This window comes from Streptomyces nojiriensis (assembly GCF_017639205.1).
GTDB lineage: Bacteria > Actinomycetota > Actinomycetes > Streptomycetales > Streptomycetaceae > Streptomyces > Streptomyces nojiriensis.
The window spans coordinates 7,147,407-7,171,334 of the sequence record NZ_CP071139.1; the positions used below are offsets into that span (position 1 = coordinate 7,147,407).

The window sequence follows — 23,928 nt, forward strand, 5'->3', positions numbered from 1 at the left end:
CACGAGGAAGTCCCATGGCAGCATCGGCAGCCCATGACAGCGCCGCCCGGCGCATCGTCATCGAGAACTGTGCGATCGCGACCGTCGACGCGAACGACACCGAGTACGCCTCGGGTCACATCGTCATCGCCGGCAACCGGATCGAGTCCATCGGCGCGGGCAAGGCCCCCGAGAACCTCGACAACGTAGTCCGCCGCATCGACGGCACCGGGCACCTCGTGACCCCCGGTCTGGTCAACACCCACCACCACTTCTACCAGTGGATCACGCGTGGTCTGGCCACCGACCACAACCTCTTCAACTGGCTCGTCGCGCTGTACCCGACGTGGGCGCGCATCGACGAGCAGATGACGTACACGGCCGCGCAGGGCTCCCTCGCCGCGATGGCCAAGGGCGGTGTGACCACCGCGATGGACCACCACTACGTCTTCCCCAAGGGCTCCGGCGACCTGTCCGGCTCGATCATCCGCGCCGCGTCCGAGATGGGTGTCCGCTTCACCCTCGCCCGCGGTTCGATGGACCGCAGCGAGAAGGACGGCGGCCTGCCGCCGGACCACGCCGTCGAGACCCTCGAAGGCGCGCTCGCCGACACCGAGGCGACCGTCAAGAAGTTCCACGACGCCTCCTTCGACTCGATGACCCAGGTCGCCGTCGCCCCGTGCTCCCCCTTCTCGGTCTCCACCGAGCTGCTGAAGCAGGGTGCCGAGCTGGCCCGCCGCCTCGGTGTGCGCATGCACACGCACGGCAGCGAGACCGTCGAGGAGGAGAAGTTCTGCCACGAGCTCTTCGGCATGGGCCCGACCGACTACTTCGAGTCGACCGGCTGGCTCGGCGAGGACGTGTGGATGGCGCACAGCGTCCACATGAACGACTCCGACATCGCCGCGTTCGCCCGTACGAAGACCGGTGTCGCGCACTGCCCGTCCTCCAACGCCCGTCTGGCCGCCGGCATCGCCCGCGTCCCGGACATGCTCGCCGCCGGTGTCCCGGTCGGCCTCGGCGTGGACGGCACCGCCTCCAACGAGTCCGGTGAGCTGCACACCGAGCTGCGCAACGCGCTGCTGATCAACCGCCTGAACCCGGTCCACCGCGAGCGCGCCCTGAACGCGCGCCAGGCCCTGCGCCTCGGTACCTACGGCGGCGCCCAGGTCCTCGGCCGTGCCGACAACATCGGTTCGCTGGAGGTCGGCAAGTGTGCCGACCTGGTCCTGTGGAACCTGAACACCTTCCTGCACTCCTCGATCGCCGACCCGGTCACCGCGCTGGTCTTCGGTGCGGCGGCCCCGGTCACCGCGTCGTTCGTCAACGGCAAGCAGATCGTCGAGAACAACCGTCTCCTCTTCGCCGACGAGGACGCCATCGCCGTGTCCACCCGGGAAGAGGCCCAGCGCCTCGCGCGGATCTCCGCGCAGGCCTGATCCCACGGAGTCCGGCCGGGGGGGACGGCCCCCGGCCGGCGGCCGCGGACCCGAGCGGGGTCCGTGGCAGCCGTTCCCGGGTAGCGCCTGAGGAGATCCGAAGGCGCCCCGGGGGCGGTGACTCGTGCAACCAGTCCGCGGCGCGCAGCTCGCGCCCTTGCCGCGGCACCCCCAGCTCACGATCGGGTCCGGCTCGCGCCGGGGTCCCGAGCTGGACCGCAGCGCGGAACCGATGATCGGGCGAATCGTTTCCGCACCCCTTGGGACAAGTATTCGCACCACCACAACTGCATACAGGCTCGACTCGCACCGCTTTCGCACCACCTCCAAGACACCACGCCCCTGCCGGCGTGTTCAACCGAACGGAGGAAGCCGTGGCCCAGGCGCCCAGGTTTCGCAAAGATGCAGATGCAGTCGCAGTACCGGAGGAGAAGCATCCGGTCGATGAGACCCTGCCTCCGCTGAAAATGTTCACGAGCGGTCTCCAGCACGTGGCCGCCATGTACGCGGGTGTCGTGGCCCCGCCCATGATCGTCGGTCCGGCCGTCGGGCTCTCCGCCACCGAGACCGCCTTCCTGATGGGCGCCTCGCTCTTCACCGCAGGCCTCGCCACCCTCCTCCAGACCCTCGGGTTCTGGAAGATCGGCGCCAAACTCCCCTTCGTCAACGGCGTCTCCTTCGCCGGTGTGACCCCGATGATCGCGATCGGCAAGGGGGAAGGGGAGAACGCCGTCCCCGTCATCTTCGGCGCGATCATCGTCGCCGGAGTCATCGGCTTCTTCGCCGCCCCCTACTTCGGCAAACTCGTCCGCTTCTTCCCACCGGTCGTGACGGGTACGGTCATCACCCTCATCGGCGTCTCGCTCCTGCCCGTCGCCTTCAACTGGTCACAGGGCGGCAACCGCACCGCCACCGACTACGGCTCCATGCAGAACATCGGCATGGCCGCCGCCACCCTGGTGATCGTCCTGCTGATGCGCAAGTTCCTGCGCGGCTTCCTCCAGCAGATATCCATCCTCCTCGGCCTGGTCGCCGGCACGCTCATCGCCCTCCCGCTCGGCATGACCAGCTTCGACGCCGTCAAGAACGCGTCGGTGGTCGGCTTCCCGACCCCCTTCCACTTCGGCGCCCCGCAGTTCCAGGTCGCGGCGATCATCTCGATGTGCATCGTCATGCTGGTCTGCATGACCGAGTCCACCGCCGACATCCTGGCCCTGGGCAAGATCGTCGGCCGTCCGGCGGACGCGAGGACCATCGAGGGCGGCCTGCGCGCCGACACCCTCGGCAGCGCGATCAGCCCGCTCTTCAACGGGTTCATGTGCAGCGCCTTCGCCCAGAACATCGGACTGGTCGCCATGACCAAGGTCCGCAGCCGCTTCGTCGTCGCCGCGGGCGGCGGGATCCTCATCCTGCTCGGCCTGTGCCCGATGGCCGCCTCCGTCATCGGAGTGGTCCCGCTGCCGGTCCTCGGCGGCGCCGGCATCGTCCTCTTCGGCTCGGTCGCGGCCAGCGGCATCCAGACCCTGGCCGGGGCGGCCATGGAGAAGGGCGAGAACGCCCTGATCGTCGCCGCTTCCGTGGGCATCGGCCTGATCCCCATCGCTGCGCCGGAGTTCTACCACGCCTTCCCGAAGGATCTGCTGGTCGTCCTCGACTCCGGCATCAGCACCGGGTGCGTGGTGGCCATCCTGTTGAACCTGGCCTTCAACCACCTCGGTGCCAGGAAGGGCGCGGCCTCGGGGGCCGCGGCCGACCCGGTACCGGTGCACTGACACCGGGCCACCCGCCCGGGCGCACGCGGCGGCGGCGCGCACGCCACCCACTGCGGGTGTGGCGTGCGCGCCGCCGCCGCGTGCACGGCTCAGCAGGTCGAGTGGAAGAGGCCGGCGACCCGCTCGGTGGCGGCCAGCCGGTTGTAGATCTCCACGGCCTCGGCCGTCTCCGCCACGTGCACCTCGACCCCGGCCGCCCGGAGCACCTCCAGCGTCTGCGGTACGACCCCGAGGCGCCTTTCCATGCCCTGGGTGAGCACGACCGCCGTCACCCCGAGTTCGAGGAACTCGCGTACCTCCTGCGGCTGGATGCCGGGATCGTGCCGCGTACCGTGCTCGGACCAGTCCCAGGGGCGGCCACCGCCCGGGTAGAGCCTGAAGTCCTTGCCGGGAGCGAGCCCTTCGGCCTCGATGCGACCCCACGAGAGGTGGGTGATGCGCGGGGACCGGCCGCCGGCGGCCGGGGCGGGCACCGGGGGAGGGCTCCACAGCATCAAGTTGCTCATCAGCTCGGCCTGTTCGATCGCGTCGTCCAGGGCGTGGTGGGTGTGGCGGCGCCGCGACAGCAGTTCGCGCGGCATCCGGCCCTTGACCGCCGCCCGCAGCGGCACCCGGGCCTTCGTGGCGTAGAGGGTCTTCATGTCCAGACAGCCGGAGTGGCCGAAGGGGCTGTCCCCGCCGAACCGGATCAGGTACCAGTACAGGAAGGTCCAGTCGAAGGAGGCCGGGTAGCCGCACATCACCGGCTGCGCCCCCGCGGACACCTCCCGTACCCAGGAGCGGAACTCGGCCATGGCCACCGCCGGATCGGCGCCCTCCCGCACCAGGAGGTCGCGGTCCAGCCCGCTCACAGCCAGCGCCTCGGGCACGAACTCCTCGCTGATCGGCCGCAACTCCCGGTAGAAGGTGAGCTGTTCCGGATCGGCGGCCGTATACGAGGCGCCGTTCTGGCGGCCCGCGACCGAGGCCCCGAAGCTGATCATCGAATACGGTCCGGGAATGGGCCCGTCGGCCTCGATGTCGACGGAGATGTAGAGACTGGGACGTGCGCCACGTGCTGCCATGCGCCCGAGCATGCCAGCCCCCCTCGCGCCGATCACCTGATTTCCGCCGGGCGCCGGCCTGCGGAATCGACGCCCGGCCGTCCCGGAGGGACCATGGGAAGCGGGGGTGCCCCCGGACCGAAGGAACCGGCATGTTCGAAAACAGCAGGGCATTCAGCGGATTCGCGGTCGACGACCTGGAACGGGCCAAGGAGTTCTACGGTACGACCCTCGGCCTGGGCGTCTCCGAGGACGAGGAGATGGGCCTGCTCCGCCTCGACCTCGCGGGCGGCACCACGATCATGGTCTACCCGAAGGAGGACCACCGGCCCGCGAACTGCACGATCCTGAACTTCCCCGTGGACGACGTCGAACGGGCCGTGGACGAGCTCACGGCGCGCGGCGTCGCCTTCGATCGCTACGAGGGCTTCGAGGCGGACGCCAAGGGCATCGTGCACGGCGAGGACGGCATGCCCACCATCGCCTGGTTCAAGGACCCGGCGGGCAACATCCTGTCGGTGCTCACGGCCCCCGACCGGTGACCCGCGCGTCGGCGTGCTCGCGGACCGCGATCCTGGCGAGCTTCGTCAGCATCATGCCGTTGCGGATGGCGACGATGTAGTCCACGGGAAGGCCGTGCATCCGGGTGCCGGGTCCCCGCAGCGGGTGCCAGTCCAGGGTGAAGAGGGTGTTCTCGCCCCAGGGGTCCAGGCGCATGGCGATGCGCGCCGCGCCGAAGGGTTCCGCCCTGGCTTCCAGCTCCAGGCGGCGCTGCGGTTCGCACCGGCGGACGACGCACGTGTCGTCGAGGGTGAGGGGGCCGGCGCCGACCCGGACCTTCAGCCGGGCCCCCACGTCGGGCCAGTGCGGATCCGCGGCGAGGACCTGTTGGGTTCCCGTGACCCATTCGCCGTAGCGGTGGCCGTCGGACAGCAGGCGCCAGACCTCGGACGGCGTGCTCAGGATCAGGCGGCGGTTGCGGGCCACACCGATCACGCTCCTTCCGGATGCGGCGCGCCGCGTCGGGCCCGCGGTCCGTCGCCCCGTCCGTCACCCCCAGACTCGCGCCGCAGGGCCGTTCGCGCAGTCCCACTGACCCGAACGGGCCCACGGGGCTCCACCGGGCCGCGTCGCCCGGTGGAGCCCCGACGGCGGTTCCCGTTCAGGAGGCAGGGGTCAGGAACATGCCCGTCTGGTCCCCGCCCGCGGTGTTCTTGCAGCTGAAGCCGGAGCTCGCGGGCTGGGCGACGACCAGGGCCAGGCAGCGCCCCGCGGCGAGCTGGCCGAAGTAGTTCGGGTGCATGGACTCCTGGATCAGCCCCTGCGTCTCGTTGTTGTCGATCCAGCGCGCCCACTCGCTCGTCTTCGCCGAGGCCGGCATCGTGGAGCTCACCTGCTTGCTCGCCTTCGCACACACCTCACGGCCCTGCATCATGTCCCGCAGGTCCAGGAACTGCACGCCCTTGGCCGCCGCGACGCCCTTGATCCGGTTCGCTATCTGCGGCACGAGCGAGTCCCGCGCCCAGTCCGAGTCCCGGTTCCAGAAGGGGCAGCCGCCGGTGTTGAGCCGGCTCCAGTCGCTCTGCGTGTACCGGTTCTCCGCACCGCGCGGGATCGGCGACGGGTAGGACTGCAGCACGATCCGGTACGAGGAGTCCGCGTACCCGGCCGCGCGCATCACGGCCCGGATCTCGTCCACGGACTTGCCGACCTTGCCCATGACCGCATCGATCTTCTGGTCGACGCCGGACTGCTGGTCGTCGTAGCAGTACGAGTTCCAGAGGACGAAGTCGAGCGCGCAGTCGGTGATGATGTCGGCGAAGCCGAGGTCGTTGCCGCCGATGGACAGGGCGATGACCTTGACGTCGTGGCTCGCGGCCACCGCGGCGAGCTGATCGGCCTGCGGGGCCTCGCCCTTGTAGGCGACGCCGCCGTTGGAGGCGCGGAACACGTTGTCCGAGACCGCCCCGGAACAGGCGAGGTTCACGGCGACGTCGGCGATCGCCCCGGCGCTGCGCACCTCGGCGGAGTCGGAGCGGTGGCAGCCGCCGGCGGTGGTCCCGTAGACCTTGGCGGGGTCGTAGGTGCTGCCGCTGATCCAGCCCCGGTCGGTCCCGTTCCGGCTGCCGCTGTTGGTCAGGCTGTTGCCCTTCCAGCGCCCGGCCTCGCCGGAGATGTAGCTGTCGCCCATGGACACCACGGCGGTGGGTCCGGTTCCCGGGCTGGCGGCGGAGGTGCCCGCCCCGCCGGCCAGCAGTGCGCCGGCGGCGAGCGGCACGGCCATTGCGGCCCCGGCCAGCCGTCGCACCCGACTGCGGTCCCGGTCCTTGCTGACGTTGCGGAATCCGATCACTGCGGAACTCCTGCGTTCGGCCACGCCGAAGTCGGCGACGACTGCGTCGCGTGGCTGGGAAGTGGGGGTACCGCCGGCCGGTGGCATCGGAAAGGTGACACGGGCCCACTTGTTACCGCTAGGTACAGTTACGTTACGAACGAGTAACGACCGACCGGTCGTTCGGGACCCCGCTCTTCCTGTTGTGGAACGCAAACGGCCCCGCCCCCGCGCCGTGAGGCGACGGGGGCGGGGCCGACAGGCTTCGACCGCTGTGCGTTTCGGCCGAGTCCGGGTATCAGCCGACCAGCTGGTCGTAGGCGGGGAGGGTCAGGAAGTCCGCGTAGTCCGCGTCCAGGGAGACCTGGAGGAGGAGGTCGTGGGCCTGCTTCCACTTGCCGGCCGCGAAGGCCTCTTCGCCGACCTCGGCGCGGATGGCGGCCAGTTCCTCGGCCGCGATCCTGCGGGTCAGTTCGGCCGTGGCCGTCTCACCGTTCTCGAAGACGACGCCCGCGTTGATCCACTGCCAGATCTGCGAGCGCGAGATCTCGGCGGTGGCCGCGTCCTCCATCAGGCCGAAGATGCCGACGGCGCCGAGGCCGCGCAGCCACGCCTCGATGTAGCGGATGCCGACCTGGACCGCGTTGCGCAGGCCCTCGTACGTCGGCCGCGCGTCCAGGGAGTCGATCGCGATGAGCTCGCCCGGGGCCACCGAGACGTCCTCGCGCAGTCGGTCCTTCTGGTTCGGCTTCTCGCCGAGCACCGCGTCGAAGGAGGCCATCGCGATCGGGACCAGGTCGGGGTGGGCGACCCAGGAGCCGTCGAAGCCGTCGCCCGCCTCGCGGTCCTTGTCGGCCTTGACCTTCTCGAAGGCGACCTTGTTGACCTCGGCGTCCTTGCGGGACGGGATGAACGCCGCCATGCCGCCGATGGCGTGCGCGCCGCGCTTGTGACAGGTGCGGACCAGCAGTTCGGTGTACGCCCGCATGAACGGGGCGGTCATCGTCACCGCGTTGCGGTCCGGCAGGACGAACTTCTCGCCGCCGTCACGGAAGTTCTTCACGATGGAGAAGAGGTAGTCCCAGCGGCCCGCGTTCAGGCCGGCCGCGTGGTCGCGCAGCTCGTAGAGGATCTCCTCCATCTCGTACGCGGCGGTGATCGTCTCGATGAGGACGGTCGCGCGGACGGTGCCCTGGGGGATGCCGACGTAGTCCTGCGCGAAGACGAAGATCTCGTTCCAGAGGCGGGCCTCCAGGTGGGACTCCGTCTTCGGCAGGTAGAAGTACGGGCCCTTGCCGAGGTCGATCAGGCGCTTGGCGTTGTGGAAGAAGTACAGGCCGAAGTCCACGAGCGAGCCGGACGCCGGGCCGCCCTCGATCCGCAGGTGACGCTCCTCCAGGTGCCAGCCGCGCGGCCGCATGACGACGGTGGCGAGCTGGTCGGCGGGCTTCAGCGCGTACGCCTTGCCCGTGCGCGGGTCGGTGAAGTCGATGCGGCGCTCGTAGGCGTCGATGAGGTTGAGCTGGCCGAGGACGACGTTCTCCCAGGTGGGAGCGGAGGCGTCCTCGAAGTCGGCGAGCCAGACCTTGGCGCCCGAGTTCAGGGCGTTGATGGTCATCTTGCGGTCCGTCGGACCGGTGATCTCCACGCGACGGTCGTTCAGCGCGGCCGGGGCCGGCGCCACCTTCCAGTCGCCCTCGCGGACCTGTGCGGTGTCCGGGAGGAAGTCGAGGGTGGAGGTCCGGGCGATCTCGGCACGGCGCTCGGCCCGGCGGGCGAGGAGCTCGGCGCGGCGGGGGGCGAACCGCCGGTGGAGCTCGGCCACGAAGGCGAGGGCCGCTTCGGTGAGGACTTCGTCCTGCCGGGGCAGGGGCTCGGCGTCGACGATGGCCAGCGGGGACGGCGCTGGTGCGGACATATCTGTCACTCCTTCAGCGGCGGTGCCTGGCGGCCGCGGGGGAATGCTCGCGCGAGACGGCACGCAGTGCCGTCGGGTGTGGAGAGTTCCGCAATACGGTCGCGGGCGCCGTCTGGGGGTTCAGGGCGCTTCTGACCAGTGGATAGTAATTTCCTCATGGTGGAAGTTCAATGGTTTGTTGATGTCGAGATTCTCTGAGTCGACAGATTCCGCTTCCCGGTGGCCCTGAGTGCCAAGTCCGTCACGCCGTGCTCAGAGGAGTCGTGCCAGGTCGGGCGGCGTGTCGATGTCGAAGGCCTCCGCGATGTCCGCACACTCCACCAGCATGAGCTCCCCGGCATGTCGCGCAAGATGCACCCGCGCGCCCTTGTCGCCGGTCGCCGTCGCCGCGATGTCGGCCCAGCGGTCCGCGCCGAACAGCACCGGGTGGCCGCGCTCCCCGTCGTACGCCGCCGCCACCAGGCTCGTGGGGGAGCGGTACGCCGCCAGTACCCGCGCCACCGCCGCCGGGCCGATGCCCGGCTGGTCCACCAGCGAGACCAGGGCCGCGCGGGCGCCCGTACCGGCGAGGGACGTGAGGCCGACCCGCAGCGAGGATCCCATCCCCTGCGCCCAGTCCGGGTTGTCCACGACCACGCAGCCGGCCAGGTCCGCGCGCTCGCGCACCTCGGCCGCGGAGGCGCCGAGCACCACGTGCACCGGGCCGCAGCCCGCCTCGCGCAGGACCCGTACGGCGTTCTCGACCAGCGGGCGGCCGCGATAGGGGAGCAGGGCCTTGGGCCGGCCGCCGAGCCGGCGGCCACCGCCGGCGGCCAGGAGCAGGCCCGCGATCAGGGGTGGACCGGTCTGTGCGTGGTTGTTGGCTGGCATGTCACCGATTCTCGCTGCTGCGCGCGATCCGGTGACCGCCGTGCCAGGGCGCGCCGTACGGAGGCCAGCACGGCCCCGATCCGCAGCGGACGGGCGATCCGGTTCTCGGCGGCGGCCAGCAGGACGCGCTCGTCGCGGTCGGTCAGCATCTCGGGAACTCCTTGCCAATCGAGGGCCAATACAGCGAGTCTGGTCCTCGATTGGCCTGGCCGTCAGAGCCAATCAGGGGAGGTTGGCATGGCAATCGGGCGAGTGGTCCAGACAGCGGACAGAACCATCGGCAGCCGTCAGCTCGCGGCCCTGCTGCCCGCCGACGTCCTGGCCCGCCCCGGCTACCGGGCGCTCGCCGACGCAGTCCGCACGCTGATCCTCGACGGACGCATCGCCCTGCACGTCCGGCTGCCCGCCGAACGCGAACTCGCCGAGGCGGTCGGCGCCAGCCGGGCCACCATCACCGGCGCCTACGACCTGCTGCGCGAGAGCGGCTACGTCCGCAGCCGGCGCGGCGCCGGCACCTGGACCGAGCTCCCCGACGGCCACCGCCCCGTCGGGGCCCACGCCCTCCTCGGCGCCGGCGGCTACAGCGCCGACGGCGATCCCGGTGTCGACCTCGCCATCGCCGCCATGGGCGCCCCGGAGGGCGAGCTCGCCGACGCCCTCGCCCGGGCCGCGCGCCGGCTGCCCGAGCTCGCCCGGAACCCCGGCTACCACCCCTTCGGCCTGCCCGACCTCCGCAGCGCCGTCGCCGACCGGTTCACCCGCCGCGGGCTCCCCACGCGCCCCGAGCAGATCCTGGTGACGGCCGGGTCCCAGCAGGCCTTCTCCCTGGTCGTCAGCCTGCTCTGCCGGCCCGGGGACCGGGTCGTGACCGAGAATCCCACCTACGCCAACGCCCTCGACGCCCTGCGCCACGCACGGCTGCGCACCGGATCCATCGCCGTCTCCGACGCGGGCTGGGACATGGAGATAGCCGAGTCCACCCTGCGCCAGACCGTGCCCAGGCTGGCGTACGTGATCCCCGACTTCCACAACCCGACGGGGGCCCTGATGCCACCGGAGCAGCGGCTGCGGCTGCTCGCGGCGACCCGTGCCACCGGGACCTGGCTGGTCGTCGACGAGACGATCGCCGACATCGCGCTGGACGTGCCCGCGCCCGCACCGCTGGCCTCCCTCGCCCCGCGCGGGGGCGCGGACCACGTGATCACCATCGGCTCGCTGAGCAAGACGCACTGGGGCGGGCTGCGGGTGGGGTGGGTCCGGGCCACCGCGAAGATGATCACCGAGCTGACGGCTGTCCGGGTCTCCGCCGACATGACCGGCTCGGTGCTCGACCAGCTCGTCGCGCTCCCGCTGCTGGCCGGCATCGACGCCGCGCTGCCGGCCCGGCTGACGCAGCTGCGGATCCGGCGCGAGGCCCTGGTGCAGTCGCTCCAGCGGCACACCCCGGAATGGTCCTGGCAGGTCCCGCCGGGCGGCCTCTCGCTCTGGGTCGACCTGGGCGAACCGGTCAGCTCGGCCCTGGCCGAGCGGGCCGCCGCGGCCGGGGTGCACATCGGCCGCGGTGCCCGCTTCGGCGTCGACCCGGGCACCTTCGAACACCGGCTCCGGATCCCGTACACCCTCCCCGCCGACCGGCTCGACGAGGGCATCCGCCGCCTCGCGGGCGCCTTCCACGACGGGGTGCCGCTGCCACCGGCGGTGGACCGCCCGCACTGGGTAGCGTAAGGACCGGGCCTGCGCAGGCCCGGCCCTTACGCGGACCTGCGGAAGTACCGGTTCGCCGCCGGGCGGAACATCAGCACCACCGCCGTCAGCACGGCCGCCAGATGGACCGTCCTGCTCGCCCCGAAGACCCACTCCACGGCGTCCGTACGGGCCAGCGCGTCGGAGAGCGACCCGCCGTCGAGGAGGTACCCGAGCGGTCCGACCACCAGCGAGGCGGTGCCGAGGACCCCGAGGCCGACCGCCAGGGTGATCCGGGCCCAGCCGGCGCCGCGGCGCATGCGCAAGGCGACCAGCACGGCGGCGGTGAACACGGCCAGCCGCACCGCCAGACCCGCACCGATCCCGTCGGCCGGAGCCCGGCCCACCATCAGTGCGGTCTCGAACGCGCCCGCGGCCACGGCGGTGACCCAGAGCGCGAAGGCGGCCCGGACGGCGGCGGGCGGCGGGCCGGGGTCGCTGCGTTCCGTCGCACGGCGCGCGGGGAGGGAGACGGCAGGCATCGTGGGCTCGCTCTCGTTCCGGGGACTGGATGGTTCGACACCCCGATGCTCCCGTCGGCGCGCGCCGCGCACCCGCCTGCAGCCCCGCCTGTCCGCCCTGGGGCCAGCCCCCCTACGGGGTGCGGATCAGGCGGCGGGTGGCGGCCGCCGCGACCGCCGAGGTGCGGGAGTCGACGCCGAGCTTGGCGTAGATGTGCACCAGGTGGGACTTGACCGTGGCCTGGCTGAGGAAGAGCCTCTTGGAGATCTGCTGGTTCGACAGGCCGTCCGCGACCAGCTGAAGCACCTCCAGCTCCCGCTTCGTCAGCGCCTCCGCCGGGGTCCGCATCCGGTCCATCAGGCGCAGCGCCACCGCCGGGGCCAGCGCCGACTGGCCCGCCGCGGCCGTCCGGACGGCCGCCGCCAGCTCCTCCGGCGGGGCGTCCTTGAGCAGATAGCCCGAGGCGCCCGCCTCCACCGCCGCCAGGATGTCCGCGTCCGTGTCGTACGTGGTCAGCACCAGCACCCGGGGCGCGCCCGGGCGGGCGGTGATCAGGGCCGTCGCCTCGGAGCCGTGCATACCGGGCCCGGGACCGAACTGGAGGTCCATCAGCACCACGTCCACCGGGTCCGCCGCGGCCAGCTCCACCGCCCGCTCGGCGGTCGCCGCCTCGGCCACCACCGCGAAGTCCGGTTCGGTGTCCAGCACCGCGCGCAGCCCGGCCCGGACCACCGGGTGGTCGTCGGCGAGCAGGAGACGGATGGTCACAGGGCCTCCACGGCGTCCGGATGTTCCGCGTGTGCTGCGTCCTCGACGTGTTCGAGGTTCTCGAGGGGCAGCGGCAGGGTGACGGCCACGGCGGTGCCCTGCCCGGGGTCGGACTCCACGGTGAACAGCCCGCCCAGGGTCTCGGCGCGCGAGCGCATGGCGGGCAGCCCGAAGCCGCCGTCGCCCGAGCCGGAGGCGACCGACGAGGGGTCGAAGCCGTGCCCGTCGTCGACGATGTCCAGGGTGACCGAGGCGTCCATGAACGTCAGGGTGATCTCGGCGCGCCCGGCCCGCGCGTGCCGCACCACATTGGCCAGCGCCGACTGCGCGATGCGCAGCAGGGCCACCTCGTACGGGGTGGGCAGCACCCGCGGGCTGCCGGTCAGCGAGAACCGCACGCGCGGCCCCGGGACCCCCGCGCACAGCCGCTCCAGCGCGGCCGCGAGCGACCCGTGCTCCAGGTCCGGCGGGGTGAGGGCCCGTACGAAGCGGCGCGCCTCGGCGAGGTTCTCCTGGGCCGCCTCCCGGGCCCGGGCGATGTGCGGCCGGGCCGGGGCCCCCTCGGGCAGCGCCCGCTCGGCGGCCCGCAGCAGCAGCTGGATGGAGGAGAGCCCCTGGGCGAGGGTGTCGTGGATCTCCCGGGCGAGGCGCTCCCGCTCCGCCATGATCCCGGCGCCCCGCTCGGCCGCGGCCAGCTCGGCCCGGGTCGTGATGAGCTCCTCGATCAGCTCCCTGCGGCGCTCGCTCTCGCGGTACAGCGCCTGGTAGCCCAGTACGGTCGCCACCGCCACCGCCCCGCCCAGCAGCGGCCCGAGGAAGGCCCCGGGGGTCACCGAGCTGCTGTGCGCGAGGAAGCCGCCGATGGCCGCGCAGGCGGTCACCGCGACGGCAGTGACCCCCCAGCGCAGCCGCAGCAGGTGCAGCTCCAGGAAGTAGAGCGGGAAGGCGATCCACAGGCCGTCGGGGGAGACCACGAGCAGCGCCGCCCAGGCCGCGCCGAGCCCGGCCAGCCACAGCGCCCCGGCGCGCGGCGAGCTGTGCACGGCGGGGGCCCGTACGCCGCCCGCGTAGACGGCGGCGAGCACCGCGCAGGCGGCGATCACCCAGCCGGGCCGGGGCGCGGAATCGGTGACGGCCCGCCCGGCGGCGAGCAAGAGCAGGCCGAAGAGCAGCGCGTGCAGGCACAGCCGCAGCACCTTGGACACGGGCGTCAGGGCACGCGCGGCGGGGAGAACGGAGGAAACGGGAGCAGTCATGTCCGGACCAGCGTAAGTGGGGGCGGACCGGACCCGGTCAACCAAAAGTTCGATGTCCGGGCACACCCTTCGATACGAGGATCACTACCGGGGCGCGATGCCTTGTGTCCACGCGGAAGACCAAGGTGGGGAACATGTTCGTCGCATGGAGAGATCTACGGTTCGCCAAGGGCCGCTTCGCCCTCATGGGCTCGGTCGTGCTGCTCATCACCCTGCTGGTGGGCCTGCTGTCCGGGCTCACCTCCGGCCTGGCACGGGAGAACGTCTCGGCCGTCACCGGTCTGCCCGCCACGCACCTGGCCTTCGCCGCGCCCACCGGGGACCAGAAGGTGTCCTTCACCAACTCCCAGGTGTCCGAGTCCGCCTGGCTGGCCTGGCGGAAGCAGCCCGGGGTCCGGGCGGCGGAGCCGCTCGGCATCCGCACCACCAACGCCGTCTCGGGTGAGCGCACCGCCGCGGTCTCGGTCTTCGGCGTGGATTCCGCCGGGGGTCTCGCACCGCGGAACGCCGGCCTCACCCAGGGGCAGGTGGTCCTGACGGAGAAGGCCGCCAAGGAGCTGGGCGGCCTGACCGCCGGGGCCAGGCTCAGGATCGGCCCGCTGGAACTGACCGTGGCGGGGGTGTCCGGGACCGCCGCCTACAGCCACACCCCGGTCGTCTGGATGGACCTGGGCGACTGGCAGCGCATCGGCAACCCCGGTACCTCCCTCGACACCCTCGCCACGGTCGTCGCCGTCTCCGGTGGCGGCGGCCTGGACCTCGGCGCGGCGGACAAGGCCGCCGCGACCAAGGCGCAGACCGTGGACGAGGCCCTGGGCGCCATCGGCTCGTACCAGGCCGAGAACGGCTCGCTGCAGCTGATGCGCGGCTTCCTGTTCGCCATCTCGGCCCTGGTGATAGGCGCCTTCTTCACGGTGTGGACGATCCAGCGCAGCGGGGACATCGCCGTCCTGAAGGCACTGGGTGCCTCCACCCCGTACCTCCTGAAGGACGCCCTCGGCCAGGCCGTCGTGATGCTCGCCCTCGGTACCGGGCTGGGCACCGCGCTCGCCGCCGGCTTCGGCGCGCTGATCAGCGGCGGCCCCGTGCCCTTCGTGCTCGACGCCGCCACCGTGCTCGTCCCCGCCGCGATCATGATCCTGCTCGGCGCGCTGGGCGCTGCGCTGTCCATCCGGCGGATCACCGCCGTCGACCCGCTGACCGCCCTCGGGAGCGCCCGATGACCCTCCTCGTCCACGACGTCACGCTGACCTACCCCGACGGAGAGAGCCGGCTCACCGCCCTCGACGCGGTCGGCCTGGAGGTGCCCGCCGGCACGCTGACGGCGGTCATCGGCCCCTCCGGCTCCGGCAAGTCCAGCCTGCTCGCGGTCGCCGCCACCCTCGTCACCCCGGATTCCGGCCGGGTCGTCGTCGCGGGTCAGGACACCACGGAGCTCGGCCCCGCCGAGAAGTCGGCCCTGCGCCGGGAGAAGATCGGCATCGTCTTCCAGCAGCCGAACCTGCTGGCCTCGCTGACCGCCGCCGAACAGCTGCAGGTCATGGCGCACCTCTCCGGCCGCCCGGCGCGTGCGCTGCGCCGGCGGGCGCTGGAGCTGCTGGACGCGGTGGGCCTGGCCGACAAGGCCGACAAGCGCCCCCACCAGCTCTCCGGCGGGCAGCGGCAGCGGATCAACATCGCCCGCGCCCTGATGAACGAGCCCGCCGTGCTGCTGGTCGACGAGCCGACCAGCGCGCTCGACCACGAGCGCGGCGCGGCCGTGCTCGACCTGCTGGTCACCCTCACCCGGGAGCGCTCCACGGCCACGGTGCTGGTCACGCACGACCACGCCCACCTGGAGCGGATGGACCGTACGGCGACGATGACGGACGGCAGCCTGACGCTGAGCCCGGCCCCGGTGCCGGCGCCCTGAGCGGCGTACGGAAAGGCCCCGGCCGCCCCTCGGAGCGAGGGGCGGCCGGGGCCTTCGTACGACTGCGTGGACCTACGCGGGGCTCTGGTTGGCCAGGGCCACCGAGAGTTCGGCGGCCACGCCCTGCAGGATCGGCACGAAGGACTCGGCCACCGCCTCCGTGACCCGGCCCGCCGGACCGGAGATGGAGATCGCGGCGGCGGTCGGCGAGTTCGGCACCGACACGGCGAGGCAGCGGACCCCTATCTCCTGCTCGTTGTCGTCGACCGCGTAGCCCACCTTGCGGACCTGCTCCAGCGCCTCCAGGAAGCCCTCGGGCGTGGTGATGGTCTTCTCGGTCGCCGCGGGCATCCCGGTGCGGGCGAGCAGGGCCCGTACCTCGTCGGCCGGGGTGTGGGCGAGGAGTGCCTTGCCCACACCGGTGGAGTGCGGCAGCACCCGGCGGCCGACCTCGGTGAACATGCGCATGGAGTGCTTGGACGGCACCTGGGCGACGTAGACGATCTCGTCGCCGTCGAGGAGGGCCATGTTCGCCGTCTCCCCGGTCTCCTCGACCAGGCGGGCGAGGTAGGGGCGGGCCCAGGTGCCCAGCAGGCGCGACGCGGACTCGCCGAGGCGGATCAGGCGCGGGCCGAGGGAGTACCGTCGGTTGGGCTGCTGGCGTACGTAGCCGCACGCCACCAGGGTGCGCATCAGGCGGTGGATCGTGGGCAGAGGAAGACCGCTGGCGGCGGAGAGCTCGCTGAGGCCGACCTCGCCCCCAGCATCGGCCATGCGTTCGAGCAGGTCGAAGGCGCGCTCGAGGGACTGGACGCCACCGCTGGCGGCGGGGGTCTTCGAGGAAGCGTCGGTGGTGCTGGCGCTGGACGTCGGCACGGCGCGGTCCTTTCGGTGCTGGCAGGCAAGGGAGCAGCCTACCCGGCGGTCGGCGTCGGTCCCAGTGTCGGGGTCGAGGTCGTCATCGCCGGTCAGAGAGGGTTTGTCCGGGTGGCGGACCTCCTCGGGAAGTTGTCCGCCCGGTTCCCGGTGGTGGTAGCTACATTCTGGATAGTGAAATCTTAATTCCATCTTGTGGAAACATCCAATTGCGGTCCTGGTGTGTCGGTGGTCCGTCCGGACGCTCTTGACTGGGTACGGATCGCCGGGAAGACTCCGTCAACAGAACGTTGAATTTCGCTCTGTGGAAGTAGATGGGGAGGTTCGGTGGCCGACGTGGCTGTGGAACTGGTACTGCGCTCGACGCGCGTCATCACCCCGGAGGGCACGCGTGCCGCTTCGGTGGCCGTCGCCGGCGGGAAGATAGCGGCCGTGCTGGCGTACGAGGCCGAGGTACCGGCCGGAGCCCGGCTGGAGGACTTCGGCGACGACGTCCTGCTCCCCGGCCTGGTCGACACCCACGTCCACGTGAACGACCCGGGCCGCACCGAGTGGGAAGGCTTCTGGACGGCCACCCGCGCCGCTGCGGCCGGCGGCATCACCACGATCCTCGACATGCCGCTCAACTCCCTGCCGCCCACCACGACGACCGCCAACCTGCGCGTCAAGCAGGAGGTCGCCCGCGCCAAGGCGCACGTGGACGTCGGCTTCTGGGGCGGCGCCCTGCCGGACAACGTCAAGGATCTGCGCCCGCTGCACGACGCCGGGGTCTACGGCTTCAAGTGCTTCCTGTCGCCCTCGGGCGTGGACGAGTTCCCCGAGCTCGACCAGGAGCAGCTGGCCACCTCCCTCGCCGAGATCACCGGCTTCGGCGGCCTGCTGATCGTGCACGCCGAGGACCCGCACCACCTGGACGCCGCTCCCGTCGTCCCGGGCCCCAAGTACGCCGACTTCCTCGCCTCGCGGCCGCGCGACGCCGAGAACACCGCGATCGGCAACCTGATCGCCCAGGCCAAGCGGCTGAACGCCCGCGTGCACGTGCTGCACCTGTCGTCCTCCGACGCGCTGCCGCTGATCGCCGCCGCCAAGGCCGAGGGCGTCCGCATCACCGTCGAGTCCTGCCCGCACTACCTCACCCTCACGGCCGAGGAAGTGCCGGACGGGGCCAGCGAGTTCAAGTGCTGCCCGCCCATCCGCGAAGCCGCCAACCAGGACCTCCTGTGGGACGCGCTCGCCGACGGCACGATCGACTGCATCGTCTCCGACCACTCGCCCTCCACCGCGGACCTGAAGACCAGCGACTTCTCCACCGCGTGGGGCGGCATCTCCTCCCTCCAGCTGGGCCTCCCCGCGATCTGGACCGAGGCGCGCCGCCGCGGCCGGACCCTGGAGGACGTCGTCCGCTGGATGTCCGCCGCTCCGGCGAAGCTCGCGGGCCTCGGCCAGAAGGGGGCCATCGAGGTCGGCCGCGACGCCGACTTCGCCGTCCTGGCCCCTGAAGAAACGTTCACTGTGGACCCGGCCGAGCTCCACCACCGCAACCAGGTCACGGCGTACGCGGGCAAGACCCTGCACGGCGTCGTGAAGTCCACCTGGCTGCGGGGCACGCAGATCGCCGACCACGGCACCCCGACCGAGCCCACGGGCCTCCTCCTCGAAAGGCAGAACTGACCAGTGGCGATTGAATCCTTCACCGGTAACGCGAACCCGTACGGAGGCGGCGACCCGTACGCGGACTACCGCACCGCGGACTTCCCCTTCACCCAGTACGCGAACCTCGCCACCCGTGAGCTGGGTGCCGGTGTCATCGCCGCCAACGACGAGTTCTTCGCCCAGCGCGAGAACCTGCTGATCTCCGAGGCCGCGCACTTCGACCCCGAGGACTTCGGCCACAAGGGCAAGGTCATGGACGGCTGGGAGACCCGCCGCCGCCGCGGTGTCTCGGCCACCGAGCCCTGGCCGACCCCCGAGGACCACGACTGGGCGCTCGTACGCCTGGGCGCCCCCGGCATCATCCGCGGCATCGTCGTCGACACCGCCCACTTCCGCGGCAACATGCCGCAGGCCGTCTCCGTCGAGGCCACCAACTGGGCGGGCGCCCTCGCGCCGACCCCGGAGGAGCTCCAGGGCGACGACGTGAAGTGGACGACGATCGTCCCCCGCACCCCGGTCGGCGGCCACGCGGCCAACGGCTTCGAGGTGGACGTCGAGCAGCGCTTCACCCACCTGCGCGTCAACCAGCACCCCGACGGCGGCATCGCCCGCCTGCGCGTCTACGGCGAGGTCCTGCCCGACCCGAAGTGGCTCGACGCGCTCGGCTCCTTCGACGTGGTGGCCCTGGAGAACGGCGGCTCCGTCCAGGACGCCTCCAACCGCTTCTACTCCCCGCCGACCAACACCATCAACCCGGGCCGCTCCCGCAAGATGGACGACGGCTGGGAGACCGCGCGCCGCCGCGACAACGGCAACGACTGGATCCGCTACCAGCTCGTCACCGAGTCCGAGATCCGCGCCGTCGAGATCGACACCGCGTACCTCAAGGGCAACTCGGCCGGCTGGGCCTCCCTGTCGGTCAAGACGGGCGAGGAGGGCGAGTGGACGGAGTTCCTGCCGCGCACCCGCCTGCAGCCCGACACCAACCACCGCTTCGTGCTGGACGCCCCGGCGGTGGGCACGCACGTCCGGATCGACATCTTCCCGGACGGCGGCTTCTCCCGCCTGCGCCTGTACGGCTCCCTGACGGAGGCCGGCGCGGCGGCGCTGACCACCCGCCACCAGGAACTGGGCGGCTAGTCCGGAGCTGATGTGCCGCGCGCCCCGGGGGCCGACACCCCCGGGGCGCGCTGCGCGCGGGCCGAATCCAGCCCCGCCGCGTCCGAGGGGCGGGCCCGAACCGAGCCCGGCCGGTGTCCGGGGCGCGGGCCCAATCCAGCCCGGCCGGTGTCCGGTGCGCGGCCCAAAACCAGCCCCGCCGACGCCTGAGGCGCGGACCCGAATCCAGCCCCGCCGGCGTTTGAGGCGCGGGGTCCGGGGCGGAGCCCCGTGCACTCGCCCCGCACCCGCCCACCGGCGTGCGCCGACCCGGGACCCGCCCGCACGCCCGGCCGGAGGGCTACGCGGCGTGCCCGCCGTCGACGGCGAACTCCGCCCCCGTGACGTACGCGGCCTCCTCGCTCGCGAGGAAGGACACCACGGCCGCCACCTCGCGCGGCGCCCCGAACCGGCCCAGCGCCGTCATGGCCGCCTGCGGGCCCGCGTACGGTCCGCCCGCCGGGTTCATGTCCGTGTCCACCGGCCCCGGGTGGACGATGTTCGCGGTGATGCCGCGCCCGCCCAGCTCCCGGGCGAGTGCCTTGGTCAGCCCGGTCAGCGCCGACTTGCTCATCGCGTAGAGCGTCCCGCCCGGCCCCGGTACCCGCTGGGTCATGCAGCTGCCGATCGTGATGATCCGCCCGCCGGACCCGAGGTGCGCGGCCGCCGCCTGCGTGGTGAGGAACACCCCGCGCACGTTGACCGCGAGTACGCGCTCCACGTCGGCCGGGGCCAGCTCCGCCAGCGGCCCCAGCACGCCCACGCCGGCGTTGTTGACGAGTACGTCGAGCCGCCCGAACCGCCGGACGGTCTCCCCGACGGCGTTCGCGACCTGCGCGGTGTCCCCCGCATCGGCCCGCAGCGCGACGGCCCGCCGCCCGAGCGCCTCCACCTTCCCGACGACCTCGGCCGCGGCCTCGGCGTCGTTGACGTAGGTGATCGCGACGTCGGTCCCGTCCTCGGCGAGCCGCAGCGCGACGGCCGCCCCGATCCCGCGGCTTCCCCCGGTCACCAGGGCCACGCTGTTGTTGCTGTTCATGCCGTTCCTCCCGCATCGGTTGGTTGCGGGTTCAATCAAATCTCCCCGGGGTCCACCCCGCTGGCAGTAATCCGACCTCGCGTTCCGCGTGGGGGAGCGGCAACGACGGAGCGCCCTGCCAGGAGTCATCTCCCGGCAGGGCGCTCGCGGAAACGGCCGCTCCGTCCCGACTACCCGATCGTCAGGAAGGTGTTCCAGCCGTCCTCGTCACGACCGGTGGGCGCGCCGATGGTGTTGGTTCCGCCTTGGAAGAGCCATTGGTTTCCGTTGTCCCCGACGGCCCAGATGTCGGGGATGCCGTCACCGTTGGCATCGGGGGTACCGAGGACCATGGGCATCGCGGCGCGGCTCCACCCGGTACCGGCGTAGACGTAGTCCTGGCCGCCCGCGGCACTGTCACCGTCCTTGAAGGAGCCGAGGTCGACCCCGCCGTTCGCGCCCGGCTTGCCCTTGCGCAGGAGGAGGCCCCGGTTCGGGTTGGTGTCGTCGCGGTAGACGAGGTCCGGGACCTGGTCGCCGGAGACGTCGCGGACGCCGACTATGTCGCGACTGGCCCAGACCGTGCTGGCCACCTTCTTGAACGTGGTGAAGCTGGATCCGGTGTATCCCGAGAAGCTCCACACAACGTCGTCCGCGATGGCGAACATGTCGGCGAAGCCGTCTCCGTCGATGTCCTCCGTGACGACGATCTGCCGGAAGGTCGCCGGGTCGGGAGCGCCTGCGGGCAGCAGGATCTCCATGCGCCGGTCGATGTCGAACTGGCCTACCCCGAGGCCCGGGTAGACGTACAGCTTGCCGTCGGGCATCCGGGCGATCAGGTCCGTGAGCCCGTCTCCCGGGAACCAGTCGGTCGAGTGGCCGATGAGTGCGGACTTGCCGGTGGTCTTGTCCTTCCAGTAGCCGACGGCGGGCTTGCCGCCTTGGAGGGCGCCGGGGATCGAGGCGTCGGTGTCTCCGCTCGCGTCACCGGAGTAGGTGAGCAGGTTCCCGTCCTTGTCGATGGCGAGGATGTCGGGGTGGCCGTCTCCGGTAACATCGCCGGGCTTGTCCTGGCCGGGCCTCGGCCGGACGAGGAACCCGTAGGCGCTGTGGTTGGAGATGTTGCCGAACTTGCTGACGGTCCGGACATAGAGGACGTTCGGTCCGGCTGTGTTCACTTGGAGCGGGACCGAGACCTCGTCGCTGCCCGGCTGGGGCACGGCCTTCTGGTCGAAGAGGGGCCGGTTCAGGCTCCACTGGTACTCGAGGATGTCCTCCGCCTTGGCGCCGTTGCCCTTGAAGGTCAAGCTCTGGCCCGGCGTGCCGGCGGGCTCGGTGCTCCACTCGGTGAAGCTGTCGCCCTGCGGCGGGAAGGCGGCGGAGGAGACGGACGGGTTGGGCGGGACGGTGTGGCTGACGGTGAAGGTGCACCAGCCGCCGCCACCGGATTCGTGCGGCCCGCTGCCCGACCACGCGCCGTCCTTGTCGGTGGCGCGGGAGAGCCAGTAGTACGTCTGGCCGTCGGTGAAGGTGTTCCAGGGCACCTCGGCGGTGACGACGCCATCGCTGTTGGGCCACAGCCACTGGTCGAAGACCGTCCCACCGGTGCCCCACACCTCGATCTGGACCTTGTCGAGGTTGCCGTCGCGGTCGGTGCCCTTCACCTGGAAGGTGACGTTGGTCTTGCCGATGCCGGTCCCGGGCCAACCGGTGAGGCACGGGCCGCCGGGGAAGGTCTGCATGTTCGCCGCGATCGGGGTGTCCGGGCGCGAGTTGTAGACGACCTCGATGTACGGAGCGGTCTCACCGTTGGCGATGAACTTCTTCCAGAAGTACGAGTCCGACTCGTTCGGTGCGGCGAACCCCAGGGACAGCGCCCCCCAGCCGCTCGTGGCCGCTTCGGAGACGAGGCCCTTGATGTCGGGTGCGATCCAGTTGTCGGGGCACGAGCTGTTGTAGCCGTATCCCGCGTACTCCGAGGCGACCACTCTGCCCCAGTGGGCCGCGTTGTCGGTGTTCCTCCAGGTACTCGACGACGTGATGTACGGGGTCGAGAAGATGAGCATCTGCTTGCTGTCACAGGACCACGAATAGGTCTGCAACGCCCGGACGCTGGCCGAGACGATTTCGGAGCCCTGGAGCTGACTGCCGAAGTCGAAGTTGAAAATGGAGCGAGAGGTGCCACCGCTCGTGGACTCGTATCCGACGCGGGCTTCGTGCGTGCCGCTCGCGTTGTAATTCTGTCCGTTGTAGAAGCTTGAATTCTCTGCCGTCTTGTAAAGAAGGGTCCAAGCGTGCTTGTGCCCCTTGAAAGAGGGGTCGATGAAAACCGGATATACCGTTTCAGCAGCATTGAGCAGTGCATTGTCCGGGGTGAGGGACAGTGCATTGTCGGCGAGCGCCGCCGCGACGGGCTTCAGGCGCGCGCCCTCCGCACCGGCCAGGCCGGACAGGGCCAGCGTCGGGTGCTGCTTGGCGACGGCGGTCGGCTTCCACGCCGGCTGGTTGTCGGTCGTGGCGACCTTGCCGCTGGAGTCCCACATCATCGGGGTGGGCGAGCCCGCGATCTCTTCGCCCTTGGCGTCGCGGGCACTCAGCGCGTCCGACTCGTCGTCCAGGTGGAACGTCATGTCGGGGCTGGCCAGACGGTACTTGAGCTGTCCCAGCAGCGGGTCGGCCGCAGCCTGCTTGTCCTTGACGACGAGCAGGTGCGAGTAGCCGCCGTCCTGGGCGGTCATCACCAGGTCGATCCCGGGGCGGACGTTCTCGTACAGGGCGCGCGGGCCGTCGACGACGGGCGCGGGCAGGGCGCCGGGCCAACTGACGGTCATGTCGTGGCCGCCGGTGTTCAACCGGACCAGCTCGGTCCACACTTCACCCGGCGCGTCCCGGCGCAGCGCCACCCGGGACACGCCGCGCGCGGCACGCCCCTCACCGCCCGCCTGCCCCGCCGACCCGCCGCTGAAGAAGACGCGGCCGTTGACGGCCTTGGCCGCGTAGCCGCCCTCCACCCGCTCCAGAGAGGTGTCGATCGGCTTCCACTTGCCGTTCACGTTGGCACGGAAGGCCGCACTGTGGATCTGCTTGCGGAACGACCCGTCAGGCCGCGCCCAGGTCGTGGTGTTGGCGCTGCGCGCGGCCGTGACCTCGACCTCTTTGCCGCTCTCCTCCGCGATCCGTCGAGCCTGCGGCTCGGCGACCGGAGCATCCTCGCCGGGCCGGCTGCGCGCCTTCCCGTCGCCGGTCACGTGCACACCGACCGGCACCGCGACAGCGGCGGCGAGCAGCACGGCCAGACCCCCCAGGGTGCGACGGCGCCTGAACCACCTACGCGCGGGTACGGGGGCCTCTGCCGCTCCAGCCCCTGTTGGCGGACTTTGGCCCGCGGAATCACTGACAGACACGACGTACTTCTCCCCCCTCGGGCGCCCGACTTCGCAGCCCTCGGCACTCACCAAATGATTTCGGCCCTCAGCCTGAAAAACTCAACGGCCGGCCCCGCCCGGCCGTTGAGGCGCAGGGCGTGCGAGCTGAGCATGAACCATCCCGCTGACTTCTTCATCCTTGGCATTCACCGCAGGGCGTGGCGTTAGCAACCGATTTGCGCCGATTACCCCAAGGTATACACCAGGCAAAGTGACAAAGCCCACACCGATTATCGGAACTGTGGCTTTTCTGGTCCACTGGCCACAGAATCAGTGGCTAATTGTCAGTTTCCTGCCAGCCGTG

The 23,928-nt window shown here is 71.4% G+C and carries 20 protein-coding genes; 8 read left to right on the plus strand and 12 right to left on the minus strand.

Annotation, left to right across the window (positions count from 1 at the left end; all coding sequences use genetic code 11):
- Positions 1 to 14 precede the first annotated feature (14 nt).
- Both JYK04_RS33070 and JYK04_RS33075 read left to right on the plus strand, forming a co-directional pair.
- A complete protein-coding gene (locus JYK04_RS33070) occupies positions 15 to 1,418 on the plus strand; it encodes an 8-oxoguanine deaminase (RefSeq protein ID WP_189740599.1) in 1,404 nt (467 codons plus the stop codon).
- A gap of 374 nt (positions 1,419 to 1,792) precedes the next feature.
- On the plus strand, positions 1,793 to 3,190 hold the full coding sequence (locus JYK04_RS33075; protein WP_189741383.1) for a nucleobase:cation symporter-2 family protein: 1,398 nt from the start codon (positions 1,793 to 1,795) through the stop codon (positions 3,188 to 3,190).
- A gap of 89 nt (positions 3,191 to 3,279) precedes the next feature.
- On the opposite strand, the gene JYK04_RS42195 is transcribed toward JYK04_RS33075, so the two are convergent.
- On the minus strand, positions 3,280 to 4,254 hold the full coding sequence (locus JYK04_RS42195; protein ID WP_308431060.1) for an MTH938/NDUFAF3 family protein: 975 nt from the start codon (positions 4,252 to 4,254) through the stop codon (positions 3,280 to 3,282).
- Between the two features lie 131 nt (positions 4,255 to 4,385).
- Between JYK04_RS42195 and JYK04_RS33090 the strand changes: the two genes are divergently transcribed.
- A complete protein-coding gene (locus tag JYK04_RS33090) occupies positions 4,386 to 4,775 on the plus strand; it encodes a VOC family protein (protein WP_189740602.1) in 390 nt (129 codons plus the stop codon).
- Here the strand turns inward: JYK04_RS33090 and JYK04_RS33095 are convergent.
- The 5 genes from JYK04_RS33095 to JYK04_RS33115 form a co-directional block, all read right to left on the minus strand.
- Positions 4,756 to 5,220 (minus strand): SRPBCC family protein, encoded by a 465-nt coding sequence (locus tag JYK04_RS33095; RefSeq protein ID WP_189740605.1) that lies wholly within the window; start codon positions 5,218 to 5,220, stop codon positions 4,756 to 4,758. The genes JYK04_RS33090 and JYK04_RS33095 overlap by 20 nt on opposite strands.
- A 175-nt stretch (positions 5,221 to 5,395) precedes the next feature.
- Positions 5,396 to 6,673: a GDSL-type esterase/lipase family protein gene (locus JYK04_RS33100; protein WP_189740608.1), complete on the minus strand. Its 1,278-nt coding sequence runs from the start codon at positions 6,671 to 6,673 to the stop codon at positions 5,396 to 5,398.
- Between the two features lie 190 nt (positions 6,674 to 6,863).
- Positions 6,864 to 8,483, minus strand: coding sequence for a malate synthase A (aceB, locus tag JYK04_RS33105; protein WP_189740611.1), 1,620 nt, complete (start codon positions 8,481 to 8,483; stop codon positions 6,864 to 6,866).
- Between the two features lie 252 nt (positions 8,484 to 8,735).
- Entirely contained in the window at positions 8,736 to 9,353 is a 618-nt protein-coding gene (locus JYK04_RS33110; protein WP_189740614.1) for a nucleotidyltransferase family protein, read from the minus strand.
- Entirely contained in the window at positions 9,314 to 9,502 is a 189-nt protein-coding gene (locus JYK04_RS33115; RefSeq protein WP_189740617.1) for a hypothetical protein, read from the minus strand. Before JYK04_RS33115 ends, JYK04_RS33110 begins: the two co-directional genes overlap by 40 nt.
- An 88-nt stretch (positions 9,503 to 9,590) precedes the next feature.
- On the opposite strand from JYK04_RS33115, the gene yczR reads away from it, so the two are divergent.
- Positions 9,591 to 11,078, plus strand: a complete 1,488-nt coding sequence (gene yczR / locus JYK04_RS33120; RefSeq protein ID WP_189740620.1) for a MocR-like transcription factor YczR — start codon at positions 9,591 to 9,593, stop codon at positions 11,076 to 11,078.
- A gap of 26 nt (positions 11,079 to 11,104) precedes the next feature.
- On the opposite strand, the gene JYK04_RS33125 is transcribed toward yczR, so the two are convergent.
- The 3 genes from JYK04_RS33125 to JYK04_RS33135 all read right to left on the minus strand — a co-directional run bounded on the left by JYK04_RS33125 (position 11,105) and on the right by JYK04_RS33135 (position 13,582).
- A complete protein-coding gene (locus JYK04_RS33125) occupies positions 11,105 to 11,578 on the minus strand; it encodes a hypothetical protein (protein ID WP_189740623.1) in 474 nt (157 codons plus the stop codon).
- A gap of 112 nt (positions 11,579 to 11,690) precedes the next feature.
- Complete coding sequence (locus tag JYK04_RS33130; protein ID WP_189740625.1) at positions 11,691 to 12,326, minus strand: response regulator; 636 nt, start codon at positions 12,324 to 12,326, stop codon at positions 11,691 to 11,693.
- Positions 12,323 to 13,582, minus strand: coding sequence for a sensor histidine kinase (locus tag JYK04_RS33135; protein ID WP_189740628.1), 1,260 nt, complete (start codon positions 13,580 to 13,582; stop codon positions 12,323 to 12,325). Before JYK04_RS33135 ends, JYK04_RS33130 begins: the two co-directional genes overlap by 4 nt.
- Positions 13,583 to 13,716: 134 nt before the next feature.
- On the opposite strand from JYK04_RS33135, the gene JYK04_RS33140 reads away from it, so the two are divergent.
- Together JYK04_RS33140 and JYK04_RS33145 are read left to right on the plus strand one after the other, a co-directional pair.
- Positions 13,717 to 14,805, plus strand: a complete 1,089-nt coding sequence (locus tag JYK04_RS33140) for an ABC transporter permease (RefSeq protein ID WP_189740631.1) — start codon at positions 13,717 to 13,719, stop codon at positions 14,803 to 14,805.
- The gene (locus JYK04_RS33145) at positions 14,802 to 15,494 is read left to right on the plus strand and encodes an ABC transporter ATP-binding protein (RefSeq protein ID WP_189740635.1); all 693 of its coding nucleotides are present in this window, start codon (positions 14,802 to 14,804) and stop codon (positions 15,492 to 15,494) included. Before JYK04_RS33140 ends, JYK04_RS33145 begins: the two co-directional genes overlap by 4 nt.
- 72 nt (positions 15,495 to 15,566) lie before the next feature.
- Here the strand turns inward: JYK04_RS33145 and JYK04_RS33150 are convergent, their stop codons facing one another.
- Complete coding sequence (locus tag JYK04_RS33150; RefSeq protein ID WP_030010955.1) at positions 15,567 to 16,370, minus strand: IclR family transcriptional regulator; 804 nt, start codon at positions 16,368 to 16,370, stop codon at positions 15,567 to 15,569.
- A gap of 336 nt (positions 16,371 to 16,706) precedes the next feature.
- On the opposite strand from JYK04_RS33150, the gene allB reads away from it, so the two are divergent.
- Positions 16,707 to 18,041: an allantoinase AllB gene (gene allB / locus JYK04_RS33155; RefSeq protein WP_373297462.1), complete on the plus strand. Its 1,335-nt coding sequence runs from the start codon at positions 16,707 to 16,709 to the stop codon at positions 18,039 to 18,041.
- A 3-nt stretch (positions 18,042 to 18,044) separates the two neighbouring features.
- The gene (gene alc / locus JYK04_RS33160; protein WP_189740639.1) at positions 18,045 to 19,163 is read left to right on the plus strand and encodes an allantoicase; all 1,119 of its coding nucleotides are present in this window, start codon (positions 18,045 to 18,047) and stop codon (positions 19,161 to 19,163) included.
- Positions 19,164 to 19,482: 319 nt separating this feature from the next.
- Here the strand turns inward: alc and JYK04_RS33165 are convergent, their stop codons facing one another.
- Positions 19,483 to 20,220 carry a 3-oxoacyl-ACP reductase family protein gene (locus tag JYK04_RS33165; RefSeq protein WP_189740640.1) on the minus strand — a complete coding sequence of 246 codons (738 nt, stop codon included), beginning with the start codon at positions 20,218 to 20,220 and terminating at the stop codon, positions 19,483 to 19,485.
- A gap of 170 nt (positions 20,221 to 20,390) precedes the next feature.
- Positions 20,391 to 23,489 (minus strand): DNRLRE domain-containing protein, encoded by a 3,099-nt coding sequence (locus tag JYK04_RS33170; RefSeq protein ID WP_189740642.1) that lies wholly within the window; start codon positions 23,487 to 23,489, stop codon positions 20,391 to 20,393.
- Positions 23,490 to 23,928: the final 439 nt, after the last annotated feature.